This window comes from Symbiobacterium sp. (genome assembly GCF_040797425.1).
GTDB lineage: Bacteria > Bacillota > Sulfobacillia > Symbiobacteriales > Symbiobacteriaceae > Symbiobacterium.
The window spans coordinates 1-13,948 of the sequence record NZ_JBFNEH010000003.1; the positions used below are offsets into that span (position 1 = coordinate 1).

The window sequence follows — 13,948 nt, forward strand, 5'->3', positions numbered from 1 at the left end:
TCATACAGAACACTTTTGGAAGTGCGACGTACCCACTTTCACTTGACAGACCCGAGGCGTTGGTGGCGGTTGACAATACTGCTGAACCCTTCTATAATCAGGCCAATACAAGAGGCGATGAGGGGAACCAGTAGGAGCACCCGCACCTGCAAAGAGAGCCGGGCCGTGCGGTGAAAGCCCGGTCAGGCCGCGGCCTCCGAACCCATCCCGGAGCCGGCGGCGACGAGTCGTCCCGGGCAGCCCGGCCCGTTATCCCCGGGGGCGCCTGGTTGGGCGCTGCAAATGAGTGGGCGTGCAGCGAGTCCTGCCGCTCAGGCTGGTGGTACCACGGGAACACCCCCGTCCGGCACGGACGGGGGGTTTTGTACTTTCATCGCGGTTTGCAAGGGAGGCAGTTCCTGTGCGGGAGCGACTGCGGCATTGCAAGCGGGTGATCATCAAGGTGGGCACATCAACCCTCACCCACCCCGGCGGCCACCTGCACCTGGGCCGGATGGAGGCGCTGGTGCGGCAGATCGCAGACTTACACTTTGAGGGGCGGCAGGTGGTCCTCGTCACCTCCGGAGCCGTGGGGGCGGGCCTGGGCCGGCTGGGCCTTGCCGAGCGGCCGCAGGAGGTGGCGGCCAAGCAGGCGCTGGCGGCGGTGGGGCAGGGGCTGCTGATGCAGCGGTACGAGGGGCTCTTCGGCGAGTACGGTCTCGTGGTGGGGCAGGTGCTGCTCACCCGGGAGGACCTGGAGGACGGGGCTCGGCGGACCTCGGCCGCTCAGGTGATGGAGCGCCTCCTGGCCTGGGGCGTGATTCCCATCGTGAACGAGAACGATACCGTGACCAGCGAGGAGATCCGGGTGGGCGACAATGACACGCTTTCGGCCCGGGTGGCGGCGCTGATCGGCGCGGACCTGCTCATCCTTCTCTCGGATGTGGACGGGCTCTACCCCGCCGACCCGCACCTGCACCCGGGGCTTGCGCCGCTGGCGGTCGTCTCGCCGGACGACGACCTCGACCGGATGGCCGGCGGGGCCGGGAGTGCCAACGGCACGGGAGGCATGGTGACGAAGGTGGCTGCGGCCCGCATCTGCGCCGCCCACGGCATCCCGATGGTGCTGGCCTGTGGCGAGCGGGCGGGCGTCCTGCGGTCCATTCTGGCCGGCGAAGAGGTCGGCACACTCTTTGTACGGGAGGGGTAAGGCAATGGCGGATCAGGTGAGGAACGAGCAGGAGCGTGCAGTGGAGCGGGCGCCCGACCCGCAGGCCGGGACCGGGCAGGCGGAAGGAGTGCCGGCTGTGAACCGGCACGAGGCGGTGGTGCGGGACATGGCCCGGCGCGCCCGGGAGGCGCAGCGGCGGCTGGAACTGACCACAACGGAGGAGCGCAATGCCGCCCTCGAGGCGATTGCGCGGGCTCTGGAGGATTCCACCGGTGCGATCTTGGCGGCGAACCGGGAAGACGTGGCGGCGGCAGAGGCCGCCGGCCTGCCGCGGCCGATGATCGCCCGCCTCCGGCTGGACGAGGGGAAGCTGGCCGGGGTGATCAAGGGCGTCCGGGCCGTGGCCGCGCTGCCGGATCCGCTTGCAACCGAACCTGAGGGCTGGGTCCGACCCAACGGCCTGCGCATCGAGCGGGTGCGGGTGCCGCTGGGTGTCATCGGCATCATCTACGAGTCCCGCCCCGGGGTGACGGTGGACGCTGCGGTGCTCTGCCTGAAGGCGGGCAACGCCGTGCTCCTGAAGGGCGGCAAGGAGGCGGCCCGGTCCAACGCGGCCCTGGGGGAGGCCATGTCGGCCGGGCTGAGCGCCGCTGGCCTTCCCCACGACCTGGTGGGGGTGCTGCCGCCCGACCGGGAGGCGGCGGTGGCCCTGATGAACGCCCGGGGGCTGGTGGACGTGCTCATCCCCCGGGGTGGCGCCGGCCTGATCCGGGCGACCGTGGAGCAGTCCAAGGTGCCGGTCATCGAGACGGGCACCGGGGTCTGCCACGTGTACGTCCACGAGGCGGCCGACCTGGCGATGGCCAGGGAGATCGTCCTCAACGCCAAGTGCTCCAACCCGGCGGTCTGCAACGCCGCCGAGACGCTGCTGGTGGACCGGTCGGTCGCCGCCCGCTTCCTGGCGGAGGTCGGTCCGGCCCTGGTGGAGGCGGGCGTGCGTCTCCGGGCCTGCCCCGAGGCGCTGGCACACCTGCAGGCCGCGGGGGTGGGGGCCCCGGCGGTCGAGCCGGCCACGGAGGCGGACTGGGAGGCCGAGTACCTGGATCTGCTCCTGGCCGTGAAGGTGGTGGGCGGGCTAGACGAGGCCCTGGCGCACATCGCTCGGTACGGCACCATGCACTCCGAGGCGATCGTCACGCAGGATGCCGCGGCGGCCGAGCGCTTCCTGCGGACGGTGGACGCCGCCGCCGTCTACCACAACGCCTCTACCCGCTTCACCGACGGCGGGGAGTTCGGCTTCGGCGCGGAGATCGGCATCTCGACGCAGAAGCTGCACGCCCGGGGGCCCATGGGCCTCGCCGAGCTTACCACGCACAAGTACGTGGTCCGCGGTACCGGGCAGGTGCGCTGATTGAGAGTGACTATCAATATGGCAACAGAATTCCATCATCTTGCGTGGAACGCTGTTCCCTCTGGCAGAACATCTGTGCTAAAATTGGATCGAGAGCGACTGCCGGCCGGCGGTGGACGGCGGGGAGGCTGGAGTTCCGCCCCCACCGGAAGTCGGCAGCGGGGCCAGGTGCGGTCGGGGTTGGGCTGACCCGCATCGCCACCCGGCCACTCCCGCCGTAAGGGAGGGAGCTGCCTGAGCGAAGGAGCACAAACGATTCGGTCCGTGGAGCGCGCCCTGGACGTCCTGCTCTGCTTCGCCGGCGAGCGGGGTGATCTGGGCGTGACGCAGATCGCTGCAAAGGTGGGGCTGTACAAGTCCACCGTGCACCGCATTCTGGCCGCCCTGGAGTCGCGCGGCTTTGTGCGCCAGGACGAGGCCACCGGCCGCTACCACCTGGGGCTGAAGGCCCTGGAACTGGCGCAGGCCTATCTGGCTTCCGGGGACCTGCCCACGGTCGCGCTGGGCGAGATGCTGCAGCTCAGGGACCTGGCCCAGGAGACCGTGAGCCTCTACGTGCGCGACGGGGCGGAGCGCGTGCGGGTGCAGCGTGCGGAGGGGCCGCTGACGGTGCGGCGCGTGGTCGGTTTGGGGGAGCGGTTGCCGCTCTACCTGGGGGCATCGGGCAAGATCCTGCTGGCCTGGTGCCCGCCGGAGGAGCGGGCGCGCCTCCTGGACGAAACGCTGCCGCCCGGCTTCGACCGTGCCGAGCTGGAGGCGCGGCTGGAGCAGGCCCGGCAGCAGGGCTGGGCGATGAGCCACGAGGAGCGGGAGGAGGGCGTCGCTTCTGTGGCGGCACCCGTCATCGACCGCGCTGGCCGCTGCGTGGCCGCCCTGGCCATCTCGGGCCCGGTGAGCCGCTTCACCGACGAACGGGTGGAGTTGTTCAGTCGCGCCGTGCAGGCGACGGCCAGAGCGATCGGGTTGAAGCTGTGATGGGGCGGCAGGCAGCGAGGGGCGAGCCGCAGGCCCTGGTCCGTGCGGTGGGGGCAACGGGCTCTGGGCGGTGAATGACGACCGAGGGTGCCACGCGGGTGTACCCGCTGATCGCACCGACATGCGGACGTAGTAGAATGCCTTGCCGGTCGCGCAGCGGCCGGCATCCCCAGCAAACACATCATTCGATAGTAGAAAGCCTCCACCACGACGACTTCGGGTGGAGGCTTGTGTTCATCCGGGGCCGTGTTCTCACCTGGCTACTGGTGCGTGCGGAGTCCAACCGGTGGGCCGTCTTCACACCACCTACCACCCACCACCCCTACTCACTACCCTAACCCGCTGCCCCCTGCCCACTACTCACTGCCCGCTACCCACCATCCACCATCCTCCATCCACCATCCTCCATCCTCCATCCACGACTCGCCGCCTGCCACTCACGGCCCACCGCCCAGACCCGACCGCTCACCGTCCCTTTGTCAATCGGTGTCGGTTGGTTTGCTAGAGTATGGGTATACCGAATCGTTGCGGGGCGCAAGGAGGAGGAAGCCGTGCGGGAACTCCACGTGGACCAGGTGGCGGACGCCGTCGCGCGCCTGGTGCAGGAGGCAAACTTCGATCTGTCGGATGACGTGAAGCGGGCCCTGGCGAACGCACAGTCGCTGGAGGAGGCCCCCGTCGGTCAGACGGTGCTGCTGCAGATCGTGGAGAACTACACCATCGCCGAGACCGAGCGGGTGCCGATGTGCCAGGACACGGGCGTGGCCCTCGTCTTCCTGGAGGTCGGCCAGGACCTGCACCTGGTGGGGGGCGACCTGAAGGAGGCCGTGAACCGCGGCGTCGCCAAGGGCTACAGCGAAGGTTTCCTGCGGATGTCCATGCTCAACGACCCGATCGAGCGCGTGAACACCCGCAACAACACCCCGGCGATGATCTACATCGACATCGTGCCAGGCGACCGGCTGAAGATTACCGTCGACGCCAAGGGCGGCGGCTCGGAGAACATGAGCCAACTCCGCATGCTTCCGCCGTCGGCCGGCTGGGAGGGGGCGAAGCAGTTCATCGTCGAGACGGTGGCGGCGGCCGGGCCCAACGCCTGCCCGCCCCTGATCGTCGGCGTCGGCATCGGCGGCAACTTCGACAAGTGCGCGCTCCTGGCCAAGAAGGCGCTGCTCCGGGAGGTCGGGGCGCCGAACCCCAACCCCGTCTGGGCCGCCCGGGAGCGGGAGCTGCTGGAGGAGATCAACAAGCTGGGCGTCGGCCCCATGGGGCTGGGCGGCACGGTCACCGCACTGGCGGTGCATGTCGAGGTGATGGGTTGCCACATCACCGCCCTGCCTGTGGCCGTGAACATCGAGTGCCACAGCCACCGGCACAAGGAGGTGATCCTCTGATGGCCCGCCTGCACGTCACCACGCCGATCACGGATGAGCAGGTCCGGCAGATCCGGGCCGGTGACGAGGTGCTCATCACGGGCTATATCTACACCGCCCGGGACGCGGCGCACAAGCGCATGCTGGAGGACCTGGCCGTGGGTCGGCCGCTGCCCTTTGATCCCCGTGGCGCCGTGATCTACTACGTGGGGCCCACCCCGCCCAAGCCGGGCCAGGTGATCGGCTCGGCCGGCCCCACCACCTCCTACCGGATGGACAAGTACACGCCCGACCTGCTCCAGCAGGGTGTGAAGCTGGTCATCGGCAAGGGCTACCGTAGCGATCCGGTGAAGAGGGCGCTGGTGGAGTACGGGGCGGCCTATCTGGTCTCCACCGGCGGCGCGGGCGCACTGCTGGCCCGCACCGTGGAGGAGTCGGAGGTCATCGCCTACGAGGACCTCGGGACCGAGGCCATCCGCCGTCTGAAGGTCAAGGACTTCCCCACCATCTGCATCAACGACGCCTTCGGCGGCGATCAGTACTTCGCCGGCCAGTCCCAGTGGGTGAAGCCCGACGCCATGGTGAAGCCCAAGCCGCCCATCGCCAGCGAGTGATCAGCTGCCGGTTCCGTGACCGCCCGGCGCCGCCGCGTAGGCGCCCCGGGCCGGCGCCTGGCCGCATCGGTGCCGCCGGGGGTGGTGTGGGCGCCCCGGGCTGGTGCCTGGCCAAACCCGTGCCACCGGGGGTGACCATTGCCCCCGCAGACGCCTGGAATGTGCTGCGAGGCAGCCGCCCCGCTGGGCCGCACAGGCCCCGGGGCGGCTTTGCGCGCATCCGGCTGCCCGTGCGGACATGCTACTGGTCAGATTGAAGAGGATAAGGGGGATTCACCCAAATGGACACAAGGGAATCCGCACGGACCGCCGCCCTGCGGCTGCACGAGGTGAACCAGGGGAAGCTGGCCGTGGCGGCGAAGGTGCCGCTGCGCACCCAGGAGGATCTCTCCCTCGCCTACTCGCCCGGTGTCGCCGAGCCATGCCGCGCCATCGCCGCCAACCCCGAGGAGGTCTACCGGTACACCGCCCGCGGCAATCTGGTGGCCGTGGTCTCGGACGGTAGCGCCGTGCTGGGCCTGGGCAACATCGGCCCGGAGGCCGCCCTGCCGGTGATGGAGGGCAAGGCGCTGCTCTTCAAGGCCTTCGCCGGGGTCGACGCCGTGCCGCTGGTGCTGGCCACGCAGGAAGTGGAGGAGATCGTCCGGGCCGTTCGCCTCGTGGCGCCGACTTTTGGCGGGATCAACCTGGAGGACATCGCCGCGCCCCGGTGCTTCGAGGTGGAGCGGCGTCTGCGGGAGCAGCTGGACGTCCCGGTCTTCCACGACGACCAGCACGGCACTGCCATCGTGGTTGCCGCCGGTCTGCGCAACGCACTGAAGCTGGTCGGGAAGCGCCTGGACGAGGTCCGCGTGGTCGTGGAGGGCGCCGGGGCCGGCGGGCTGGCCGTGGCGGGGCTGCTCCTGGACATGGGCGTGACGGACCTCACGCTGGTGGACTCCCGGGGCATCCTCTGGCCCGGGCGGCCGGAGGGGATGAACCGGTACAAGGAGGAACTGGCCAGGCGGACCAACCCCCGCAAGCTGCGGGGCGGGCTGGCGGAGGCCCTGGTGGGGGCGGACGTGGCCATCGGGCTGGCGCGAGGCGGCACCACCACCCCGGAGATGGTGCGGGCCATGAGGCGGGACCCCATTATCTTCGCCTGCTCGAACCCCGACCCGTCCATCTGGCCTGAGGAGGCCAGGGCAGCGGGTGCCGCCGTGGTGGGCACCGGCCGCTCCGACTACCCCAACCAGCTCAACAACGTGCTCGCCTTTCCCGGGCTCTTCCGGGGCGCGCTGGACGTGCGGGCCCGGGCCATCACCGAGGGCATGAAGCGGGCGGCCGTGGACGCCATCGCCGGCCTGGTCGCTCCGGAGGAGCTCACGCCGGACTATATCCTCCCGCGGCCGCTGGACCCCCGGGTTGCCCCGGCCGTAGCGGCGGCGGTGGCTGCGGCGGCGATGGCGGAAGGCGTCGCTCGGGTGCAGGTGGAACCTGCGGCGGTGGCGGCCCGCTGCCGGGAGCTGACAGCGGGCCGGGCGCGAGCCTGATGGCGTCCCGGACGGGAGTGGCTGCTGGCCTGCGGCGCAAGCGTCTGGCGCCCCGCGACCTCCTTGACCGCGAACGGGGACGGGGGGCAGCGGCACAGCCCACGGACTGCCAGAAAAATACAGGGAAAATAGGACCCGTATTTTGGGCGCGATAGGGGGAATTTCTTCCCCCTATCACCCCGTTACCCCCGTTTCCCCCCCTCCGAAGGCGGCTTCGGAGGGGTTCTGTCTGTCGATTGCCGTCGATCTGGGCGACAAACGCGTAGAAGCCTGTCGATTCAGGGCGGTGCCGAACGCTTCGGGAGACGGATATAGGGAACCTGGGCCCCCTACCCGCCGGAAAATAGGGGGAAATCCAGCCCCATATTTTCCCCGGGTGCCGCACGGGCCGCCGGGGCATTCCCACGGGCCTGCCAGACGTCCTCCTTCTGGGCGGGGGGCGCTGCACGAGCCCCACCCTGCGGGTCAGCCCGGCGCGACTGGCGCCCGGGCGGCCCGCCGACGTGCTCTTACCGGGCGGGGCGCGGTGGAAGGGCTCCGTCGCGGCGGCTGACCAGGCCCCGGGAGGGCGCACCGAGGGGGTCCCGGGCATCCTCGCGGCGGTGCCGGCGTCCGTCCGGCCCGACCGCTTCCCGAATGGCACCGGCCCGGTCGCCCTCAACGGGACCGGGACACCCATGCCAACGCCGGCCGGGGGCCACGGGCTGAGGGTACACGCCATTCCGGGCGACGGTCTCGGGCCGGTTACGCCCCTCTTGTTGACAGAACGATTCCCAAAAGCCTCGGTTCTGTGATAAAATTCTCAGGTGGCCAGTCATTTTGGGGACGTGACTGTCAGCATATGGGGGTGTGCGGATGAAGCTCTACGAGTACTTGGCCAAGCGGATGTTCGCCGAGCACGGGATTCCGACGGGCAACGGCATTCTCTGCACCACGCCTGAGGAAGTCGAAGAGGCCGCACGCAAGATCGGCCCGTGCGCGGTGAAGGCGCAGGTCTTGGTGGGGGGCAGAGGCAAGGCCGGCGGCATCAAACTGGCCAACACGCCTGAGGAGGCCCGGGCGCGGGCAGCCGAGATCCTGGGCATGAACCTCAAAGGGTACATCGTGGACAAGGTGCTGGTGGACCCGCAGATCAAGATCGAGAAAGAGTATTACGTCTCCATCTCCCTCGACGGCATGGCCCGGAAGCCGCTGATCATGGCCTCAGCCTACGGCGGTGTGGAGATCGAGTCCGTGCCGCACGACAAGATCGTCTTCTCCCATGTGGACATCCTGACCGGGCTCCTGCCGTTCCAGGCCCGGGAGATCGCCCGCAAGATCGGCCTCACCGGCGACCTCGCGCAGCAGTTCGCGCAGATCCTGCTGGGCCTCTACCAGGCGTTCCGCAAGTACGACGCGGAGCTGGTGGAGATCAATCCGCTCGCCCTCACTGACGGCGGCACGCGGCTCATCGCGGCTGACGGCCGGTTCAACGTGGAGGACGACGCACTCTTCCGTCATCCCGAGTTCCCCCGGGTCCAGGAGGGGACCGATCTGGAGCAGAAGGTGCGCGCCATCGGTCTCGCCTTCGTGCAGCTGGACGGGGACATCGCCGTCATGGCCAACGGCGCCGGGATGGCGATGGGCACCCTCGACACGCTGGCCTACTACGGCGGGCGCCCGGCCAACTTCCTGGACGCGGGCGGCGGTTCGGGCGTCGAGCCCACCGCCCAGGCGTTCGACGCCCTCCTGCGCACCCGGCCCAAGGCGATCTTCGTCAACATCTTCGGTGGCATCACCCGGTGCGACCTGGTGGCGGAGGCCATCGTGCAGGTGAAGAAGGCCAAGGGCATCGACGTGCCGCTGGTCGTGCGCATGGTGGGGACCAACGACGTGCGCGGCCGCGAGATCCTGGCGGAGAACGGCATCCAGGCGTACACCGACATGGGCGAGGCGGCCAGGGCGGCCGTTGCCGCAGCTTACGGCAAGGGGGCGTAGCAGGGTCATGGCCATCATCGTCAACGAGCAAACGCGTGTGATCGTCCAGGGAATCACCGGTTCCCAGGGACAGTTCCACACCGGGCAGATGCTGGCGTTCGGCACCCAGATCGTGGGCGGCGTCAACTTCAGCAAGGCCGGGCAGGAGGTCCACGGTGTTCCCGTCTTCGCCACCGTGCACGAGGCCGTGGAGAAGACCGGCGCCAACGCCTCGGTCATGTTCGTCCCCGCACCCGGCGTGAAGGACGCCGCGTTCGAGGCCATCCACGCGGGCATCAAGGTGCTGGTGCTCATCCCGGAGCACGTGCCCACCCAGGAGACCATGGAGATCATCGCTTACGCCCAGCAGAAGGGCGTGCGGGTGATCGGCCCCAACACCTTCGGCATCATCTCGCCGGGGACGAAGACCAAGCTGGGCATCATGCCCAACCACATCTACAAGCCGGGCCCGGTGGGCATCGTCGCCCGCTCGGGCACCCTCTCCTACGAGATCGCCTATAATCTGTCCAACGCCGGTCTGGGCCAGACCACGGTCATCGGCATGGGCGGCGACCGGGTGATCGGCACCAACTTCGTGGACGCCCTGGAGCTGTTCAACAGCGACCCCGAGACCGAGGCCATCGTCATGGTGGGCGAGATCGGCGGCATCCAGGAGGAGCTGGCCGCGGAGTACATCAAGGAGCACGTGCGGAAGCCGGTGGTGGCTTACCTCGCCGGCAAGTCCGCCCCGCCCGGCAAGCGCATGGGCCACGCCGGCGCCATCATCGAGGGCAACCGGGGGACCTACCAGTCGAAGGTAGAGGCCCTCACCTCCGCCGGGGTGAAGGTGGCGGAACTGCCCTGGCAGATCGTGGACCTCGTGCGGGAAGCGCTGCGGTAAGGACGACTCGGGGCGGTCCCGGAGGCGCTCCGGCAGCGACCGGGGTGTCCGGGGTGCACGGCGGCCTCCGGCAGTGGCGTCGGGGTGGGCGGGCGTGGACGATGCCCGTTCGGCGCGATCGTGAGCCCGGAACATGCGAGGAGATCGCACACCCACCTCGAATAATCAGGATGAAATCATGAGTGCGGCTTACTGCCGAGGAGGGACCCGCTCGTGGTGACCAAGCTGGATGTCGGCCGCAGCTACCGGCTGGTGCGAGACTACGAGATCCACGACGAGAAGACAGGCACGCTGAAGTACCTCATCCGGTCCGGCGAGGTGGTCAAGGTCCGGAAGATCGACGAGGAAAACGACCACGTCTACTTCGAAGGAGTGCCCGTGCCGGCATTCTACCAAGCCTTCCTGATGCACGTGACTCCGGTCGATGCATAGGGGTATCTTACAGGGGCAGACCGAGCGGATCGCCGGTCTGCCCCTTTGCTGCGCGCACCATGGCCAGGAAGGTCAGCAGGGCGCAGAGGACGGCGGTCCAGCGGTAGACTTCGGCCGCGAGATGCCAGACCTGGTTCACGAGGGGGACGCCCGTCCGGAACCAGGCGTCATAGCAGACGCGGGAGAACAGGGAGATGGCCGTGAGCAGAAGGTTCACCTGCAGCGCCCAGAGCAGGCCGGCCCGGCCGTGGTGGGCCAGGAAGGGCGAGCGCCCGCGGGCCCAGGCCCAGAGCCCCCCGGCGAGCAGCAACCCGCCGGGCACGGTGTAGAGCCAGTCCGGGACCGGCCACTGCGGCAGGAGCCAGGAGTCGAGCGGCAGCCGCAACGCACCCGTGTAGGCGAGCACCGCCAGGACGCGAGCAGAGACGGTACGCAGGGGCGGCGTGCGCAAAGTGACGGCACCCGCAGCCCGGAGGCGCCGGGCGAGGGATTGCACCGCCGGGGCGAGCCTGGCCAGCGAACGCCCACCCGTGGGGCGCACTGCGATTCGCGGCAAGAGCGAACACCTCCCGAGGAAGGATTTCCCCCCGGCGGGGCACGCTATGCACATGGACGTTTACCTCTTCGGCGCCGGCGCTTCTGCCGCCGAGGGCGCCCCTGCCACCCGGGATCTGTTTCCGATGGCCTACCGCGACTTGGGGCCGCCGTTCGACTCCGAGGTGCAGGCCGTCTGGGATTTCCTTTCGGCGGTCTTCCAGCGGCCGGTGGACGGGCCGGCGGCGTTTGCTCACCTGCCGCCCCTGGACGAGGTGATCAGCCTGGTCGACTGGTCGCTGCACGTCGACCAGGGGCTCGGGCCCGACTACGATCCGCCCCGGCTCTACCGGGTGCGGGAGGCCCTGGAGCATCTGGTCTGCAGCGTGCTGGAGGCGGCGCAGAACCGGCGCCGGCCGGGTGACGGCCCTCACGCGCGCTTTGCCCGGGCGCTTGCCGCCCGGCCGCCCGGCACGTATGCCCTGATCTCGCTCAACTACGACACGCTGCTGGACGACGCGCTGCTCAGTGCCGGGCTGCGGCCAGACTACGGCCTGAACCCGGGCGAGGGGGGCGCTCCCCTGCTGCTGAAGCTCCACGGCTCCCTCAACTGGGCCCACTGCCCGGCCTGCGACCACATCGCCGTGGTGCGGGAGCAGGTGGCGCACCTGCTGCCGCGCACCGCAGACCTCGCCTGCAGCCGCTGCGGCAGCCGCCGCCTGTCGGGCGTGGTCATCCCGCCCACCTGGCTGAAGCGCTACACCCCGCCGCGGCTCACCCGCGTCTTCGAACTGGCCCTCGAGGCCGTCCGGCGCGCCGACCGCATCGTGTTCGTGGGCTACTCGCTGCCGCCCGCAGACGTGGCGGTGCACCACCTCCTGCGGCGCGGCCTCCTCACCCGGGGCCGGCCGGAGCCCCCGGCCGTGAAGGTGATTACCCGGCAGCAGTCCTCCGCGACCGTGGAGCGCTTCCGCCGCCTCTTCGGGCCGGCGGTCGTTTTCGACTGCACCGGGTTCCGCGGCCAGTTGTGAGCGCACCGTTGGGTTTTCCCTCTTTCGTCTTTCAAGATGGGCGGCGTTGGTGTACTGTAAATTATCGACGGGAAGTCCAACTCCGACCCGGCTGATTCACCATGGAAGAGGACCGCGTAACCTTTTTGCACCGGCTCCGTTATTCTTACTGGAGCGAGTACCGGAGGTGCGGTGCCGACGGGAGGGACCGCCTACGCATCGCACAGAGTTGAGCCAAGAGTACATCGATGAGCAGCGCCTGGTGGAGCAGGCGAAGGGCGATCCCGAGGCCTTCGGCAAGCTGTACGACCTCCACTTTGAGCGAATCTACGCTTACATCCACCGGAAGACCGGGGACCGACAGACGGCAGAGGACCTGACGGCCGACACGTTCATGAAGGCGCTGGCCAACATCCAGGGCTACCGCTACACCGGACAGCCGTTTGCGGCGTGGCTCTACCGCATCGCCTCGAACGTCGTCATCGACTACTATCGTGTGCGCCGGCCGACGCTACCCCTGGAGGAAGGGCTGCCGCTGGTCGCGACACAGGTTGCCCCGGAGGAGGCCGCAATGACGCTGGACGACCAGCAGGCGGTCGCCCGGGCGGTACGGACCCTTTCCCCCGACCAGCAGGACGTGATCCTGATGCGCTTCGCCGGGGACATGAAGCTGAAAGACATCGCTGCAGCCTTGGGCAAGACGGAAGGAGCGGTAAAGGCACTGTTGTTCCGGGCGCTGGGGACCCTGCGCCACAAGCTGAGCGAAAGCGGGGTGCGCTGATGAGCCGTTACGCCGACGTGACCGAACTGATTGCCGAACGGGCAGCCGATCCCGCCGAGCGCATGGCGCTGGAGGCGACGGCCGCGCGGGTGGCGCGCGCCCTCGAGCGCCCCGTGCCCTATCGGCCCGAGTTCCGGGCCGAACTGCGAAGCGACCTCCTGCAAGCTGCGCGCCGTCTGCGCCGGCCCTGGTACCGCCGCATGACCGTCCTGGGACCGAGCGTGGCTGCGGCCGCGGCGGTGGCCGCCCTGGCGCTGGGGCTCCACCTCTGGCAGGCGCCCTCCGTGCCCGCCCCGGAGCAGATCGTCCAGCAGACACCCCGCCCGGAGGCCCCGGGGCTTGGCCTGGAGGCTCCCGAGACCGGGGATACGGCACCGCCCTCCCAGGAACCCTACCTGGTTGCGCTGCCCAGTGACCTGCCCACCGCCGACCTCGCCGACGAGCCGCAGTCCGCGCTCACACCGGCACTGATGGCTCCCGTGGCCGCGGCGCCGACGGAAGGCGTGCAGCTCAAGCGGCTGACGGCGCGGCCGAGCGAGGCCGACTTCCGGGCGATGGCCCGGCGGCTGGGTTTTCGCGGCCAGAGCCGCCGCACGGCCCAGGGTTGGGTGGTCGCGGAGGACGACCGGACCCTGAGCATGACCACCGACGGCACGGTCCGGTATGAGGACCTGAGCGAGTCGCCCGACGGCCCGCCGGTGAGCGAGCAGGCGGCCGGACAGGCGGCGCGGCGCTTCCTCGACCAGGCGCTTCTGCCGGTGCACAGCCAGCCCGACATCCGCACGGACGCGGACGGGTATACGGTGGTCTACACGGAGCACGTGGACGGCCGGCCCGTGGTCAACGCCCGCACGGAGATCGGCGTGGACCTGAGCGGCACCGTGGTGCGGGCGACGGCCTACGTGGCCTCAGGCGTGACCACCCACGCCACCTACACGGACTACGTCACCGAGCAGGAGGCGCTCTCCCTCGCGGAGGAACGCGGCGGCAGCTTCCAGCGGGGCGACCTGGTCTGGGTGCGCAGCGTGGCCGAGGAGACGGTCTACCTGCAGCCGGTCTGGCGGGTGCTGGGTACCGACGCGGAGGGAACGCCGGTCGCCCGATACGTGCCGGCCCTCAAGCCGTAACCCCGGGAGCAGACAGGCAGACAGAAAGGCAGGGCCAGTCCCTGCCTTTGTTTCATTATTCTTGACCATATCATGCGGGTTCCGTCACAATGATTGCCGGCACACGCCAAACGTTCCGCACTCCGATAGAGGGGGGATCGGGTACGGATTCC

Annotated in this window: 13 protein-coding genes; 12 read left to right on the forward strand and 1 reads right to left on the reverse strand. The window is 69.5% G+C overall.

Annotated features, from left to right (window positions below):
* Nucleotides 1-400 precede the first annotated feature (400 nt).
* From proB to AB2385_RS01370, 9 genes are all read left to right on the forward strand, one after another.
* Nucleotides 401-1,189 (forward strand): glutamate 5-kinase, encoded by a 789-nt coding sequence (gene proB, locus AB2385_RS01330; RefSeq protein ID WP_367653110.1) that lies wholly within the window; start codon nt 401-403, stop codon nt 1,187-1,189.
* A 4-nt stretch (nt 1,190-1,193) separates the two neighbouring features.
* Nucleotides 1,194-2,561 carry a glutamate-5-semialdehyde dehydrogenase gene (locus AB2385_RS01335; protein WP_367653111.1) on the forward strand — a complete coding sequence of 456 codons (1,368 nt, stop codon included), beginning with the start codon at nt 1,194-1,196 and terminating at the stop codon, nt 2,559-2,561.
* Between the two features lie 264 nt (nt 2,562-2,825).
* The gene (locus tag AB2385_RS01340) at nt 2,826-3,536 is read left to right on the forward strand and encodes an IclR family transcriptional regulator (protein ID WP_367653112.1); all 711 of its coding nucleotides are present in this window, start codon (nt 2,826-2,828) and stop codon (nt 3,534-3,536) included.
* A 551-nt stretch (nt 3,537-4,087) separates the two neighbouring features.
* Complete coding sequence (locus AB2385_RS01345) at nt 4,088-4,930, forward strand: fumarate hydratase (protein WP_367653113.1); 843 nt, start codon at nt 4,088-4,090, stop codon at nt 4,928-4,930.
* Nucleotides 4,930-5,523: a Fe-S-containing hydro-lyase gene (locus tag AB2385_RS01350; RefSeq protein WP_367653114.1), complete on the forward strand. Its 594-nt coding sequence runs from the start codon at nt 4,930-4,932 to the stop codon at nt 5,521-5,523. Before AB2385_RS01345 ends, AB2385_RS01350 begins: the two co-directional genes overlap by 1 nt.
* Nucleotides 5,524-5,804: 281 nt before the next feature.
* A complete protein-coding gene (locus AB2385_RS01355) occupies nt 5,805-7,055 on the forward strand; it encodes an NADP-dependent malic enzyme (protein ID WP_367653115.1) in 1,251 nt (416 codons plus the stop codon).
* An 855-nt stretch (nt 7,056-7,910) separates the two neighbouring features.
* Nucleotides 7,911-9,032 carry an ADP-forming succinate--CoA ligase subunit beta gene (gene sucC / locus AB2385_RS01360; RefSeq protein WP_367653116.1) on the forward strand — a complete coding sequence of 374 codons (1,122 nt, stop codon included), beginning with the start codon at nt 7,911-7,913 and terminating at the stop codon, nt 9,030-9,032.
* A gap of 7 nt (nt 9,033-9,039) precedes the next feature.
* A complete protein-coding gene (sucD, locus tag AB2385_RS01365; RefSeq protein ID WP_367653117.1) occupies nt 9,040-9,912 on the forward strand; it encodes a succinate--CoA ligase subunit alpha in 873 nt (290 codons plus the stop codon).
* Nucleotides 9,913-10,128: 216 nt separating this feature from the next.
* The gene (locus AB2385_RS01370) at nt 10,129-10,344 is read left to right on the forward strand and encodes a hypothetical protein (RefSeq protein WP_367653118.1); all 216 of its coding nucleotides are present in this window, start codon (nt 10,129-10,131) and stop codon (nt 10,342-10,344) included.
* A 7-nt stretch (nt 10,345-10,351) separates the two neighbouring features.
* Here the strand turns inward: AB2385_RS01370 and AB2385_RS01375 are convergent, their stop codons facing one another.
* Nucleotides 10,352-10,900 carry a hypothetical protein gene (locus tag AB2385_RS01375; RefSeq protein WP_367653119.1) on the reverse strand — a complete coding sequence of 183 codons (549 nt, stop codon included), beginning with the start codon at nt 10,898-10,900 and terminating at the stop codon, nt 10,352-10,354.
* A gap of 46 nt (nt 10,901-10,946) precedes the next feature.
* On the opposite strand from AB2385_RS01375, the gene AB2385_RS01380 reads away from it, so the two are divergent.
* From AB2385_RS01380 to AB2385_RS01390, 3 genes are all read left to right on the forward strand, one after another.
* The gene (locus AB2385_RS01380) at nt 10,947-11,909 is read left to right on the forward strand and encodes an SIR2 family protein (RefSeq protein WP_367653120.1); all 963 of its coding nucleotides are present in this window, start codon (nt 10,947-10,949) and stop codon (nt 11,907-11,909) included.
* Between the two features lie 208 nt (nt 11,910-12,117).
* On the forward strand, nt 12,118-12,669 hold the full coding sequence (locus AB2385_RS01385) for a sigma-70 family RNA polymerase sigma factor (protein ID WP_367653121.1): 552 nt from the start codon (nt 12,118-12,120) through the stop codon (nt 12,667-12,669).
* On the forward strand, nt 12,669-13,796 hold the full coding sequence (locus AB2385_RS01390; protein WP_367653122.1) for a hypothetical protein: 1,128 nt from the start codon (nt 12,669-12,671) through the stop codon (nt 13,794-13,796). The genes AB2385_RS01385 and AB2385_RS01390 overlap by 1 nt, the downstream gene beginning before the upstream one ends.
* Nucleotides 13,797-13,948 lie beyond the last annotated feature (152 nt).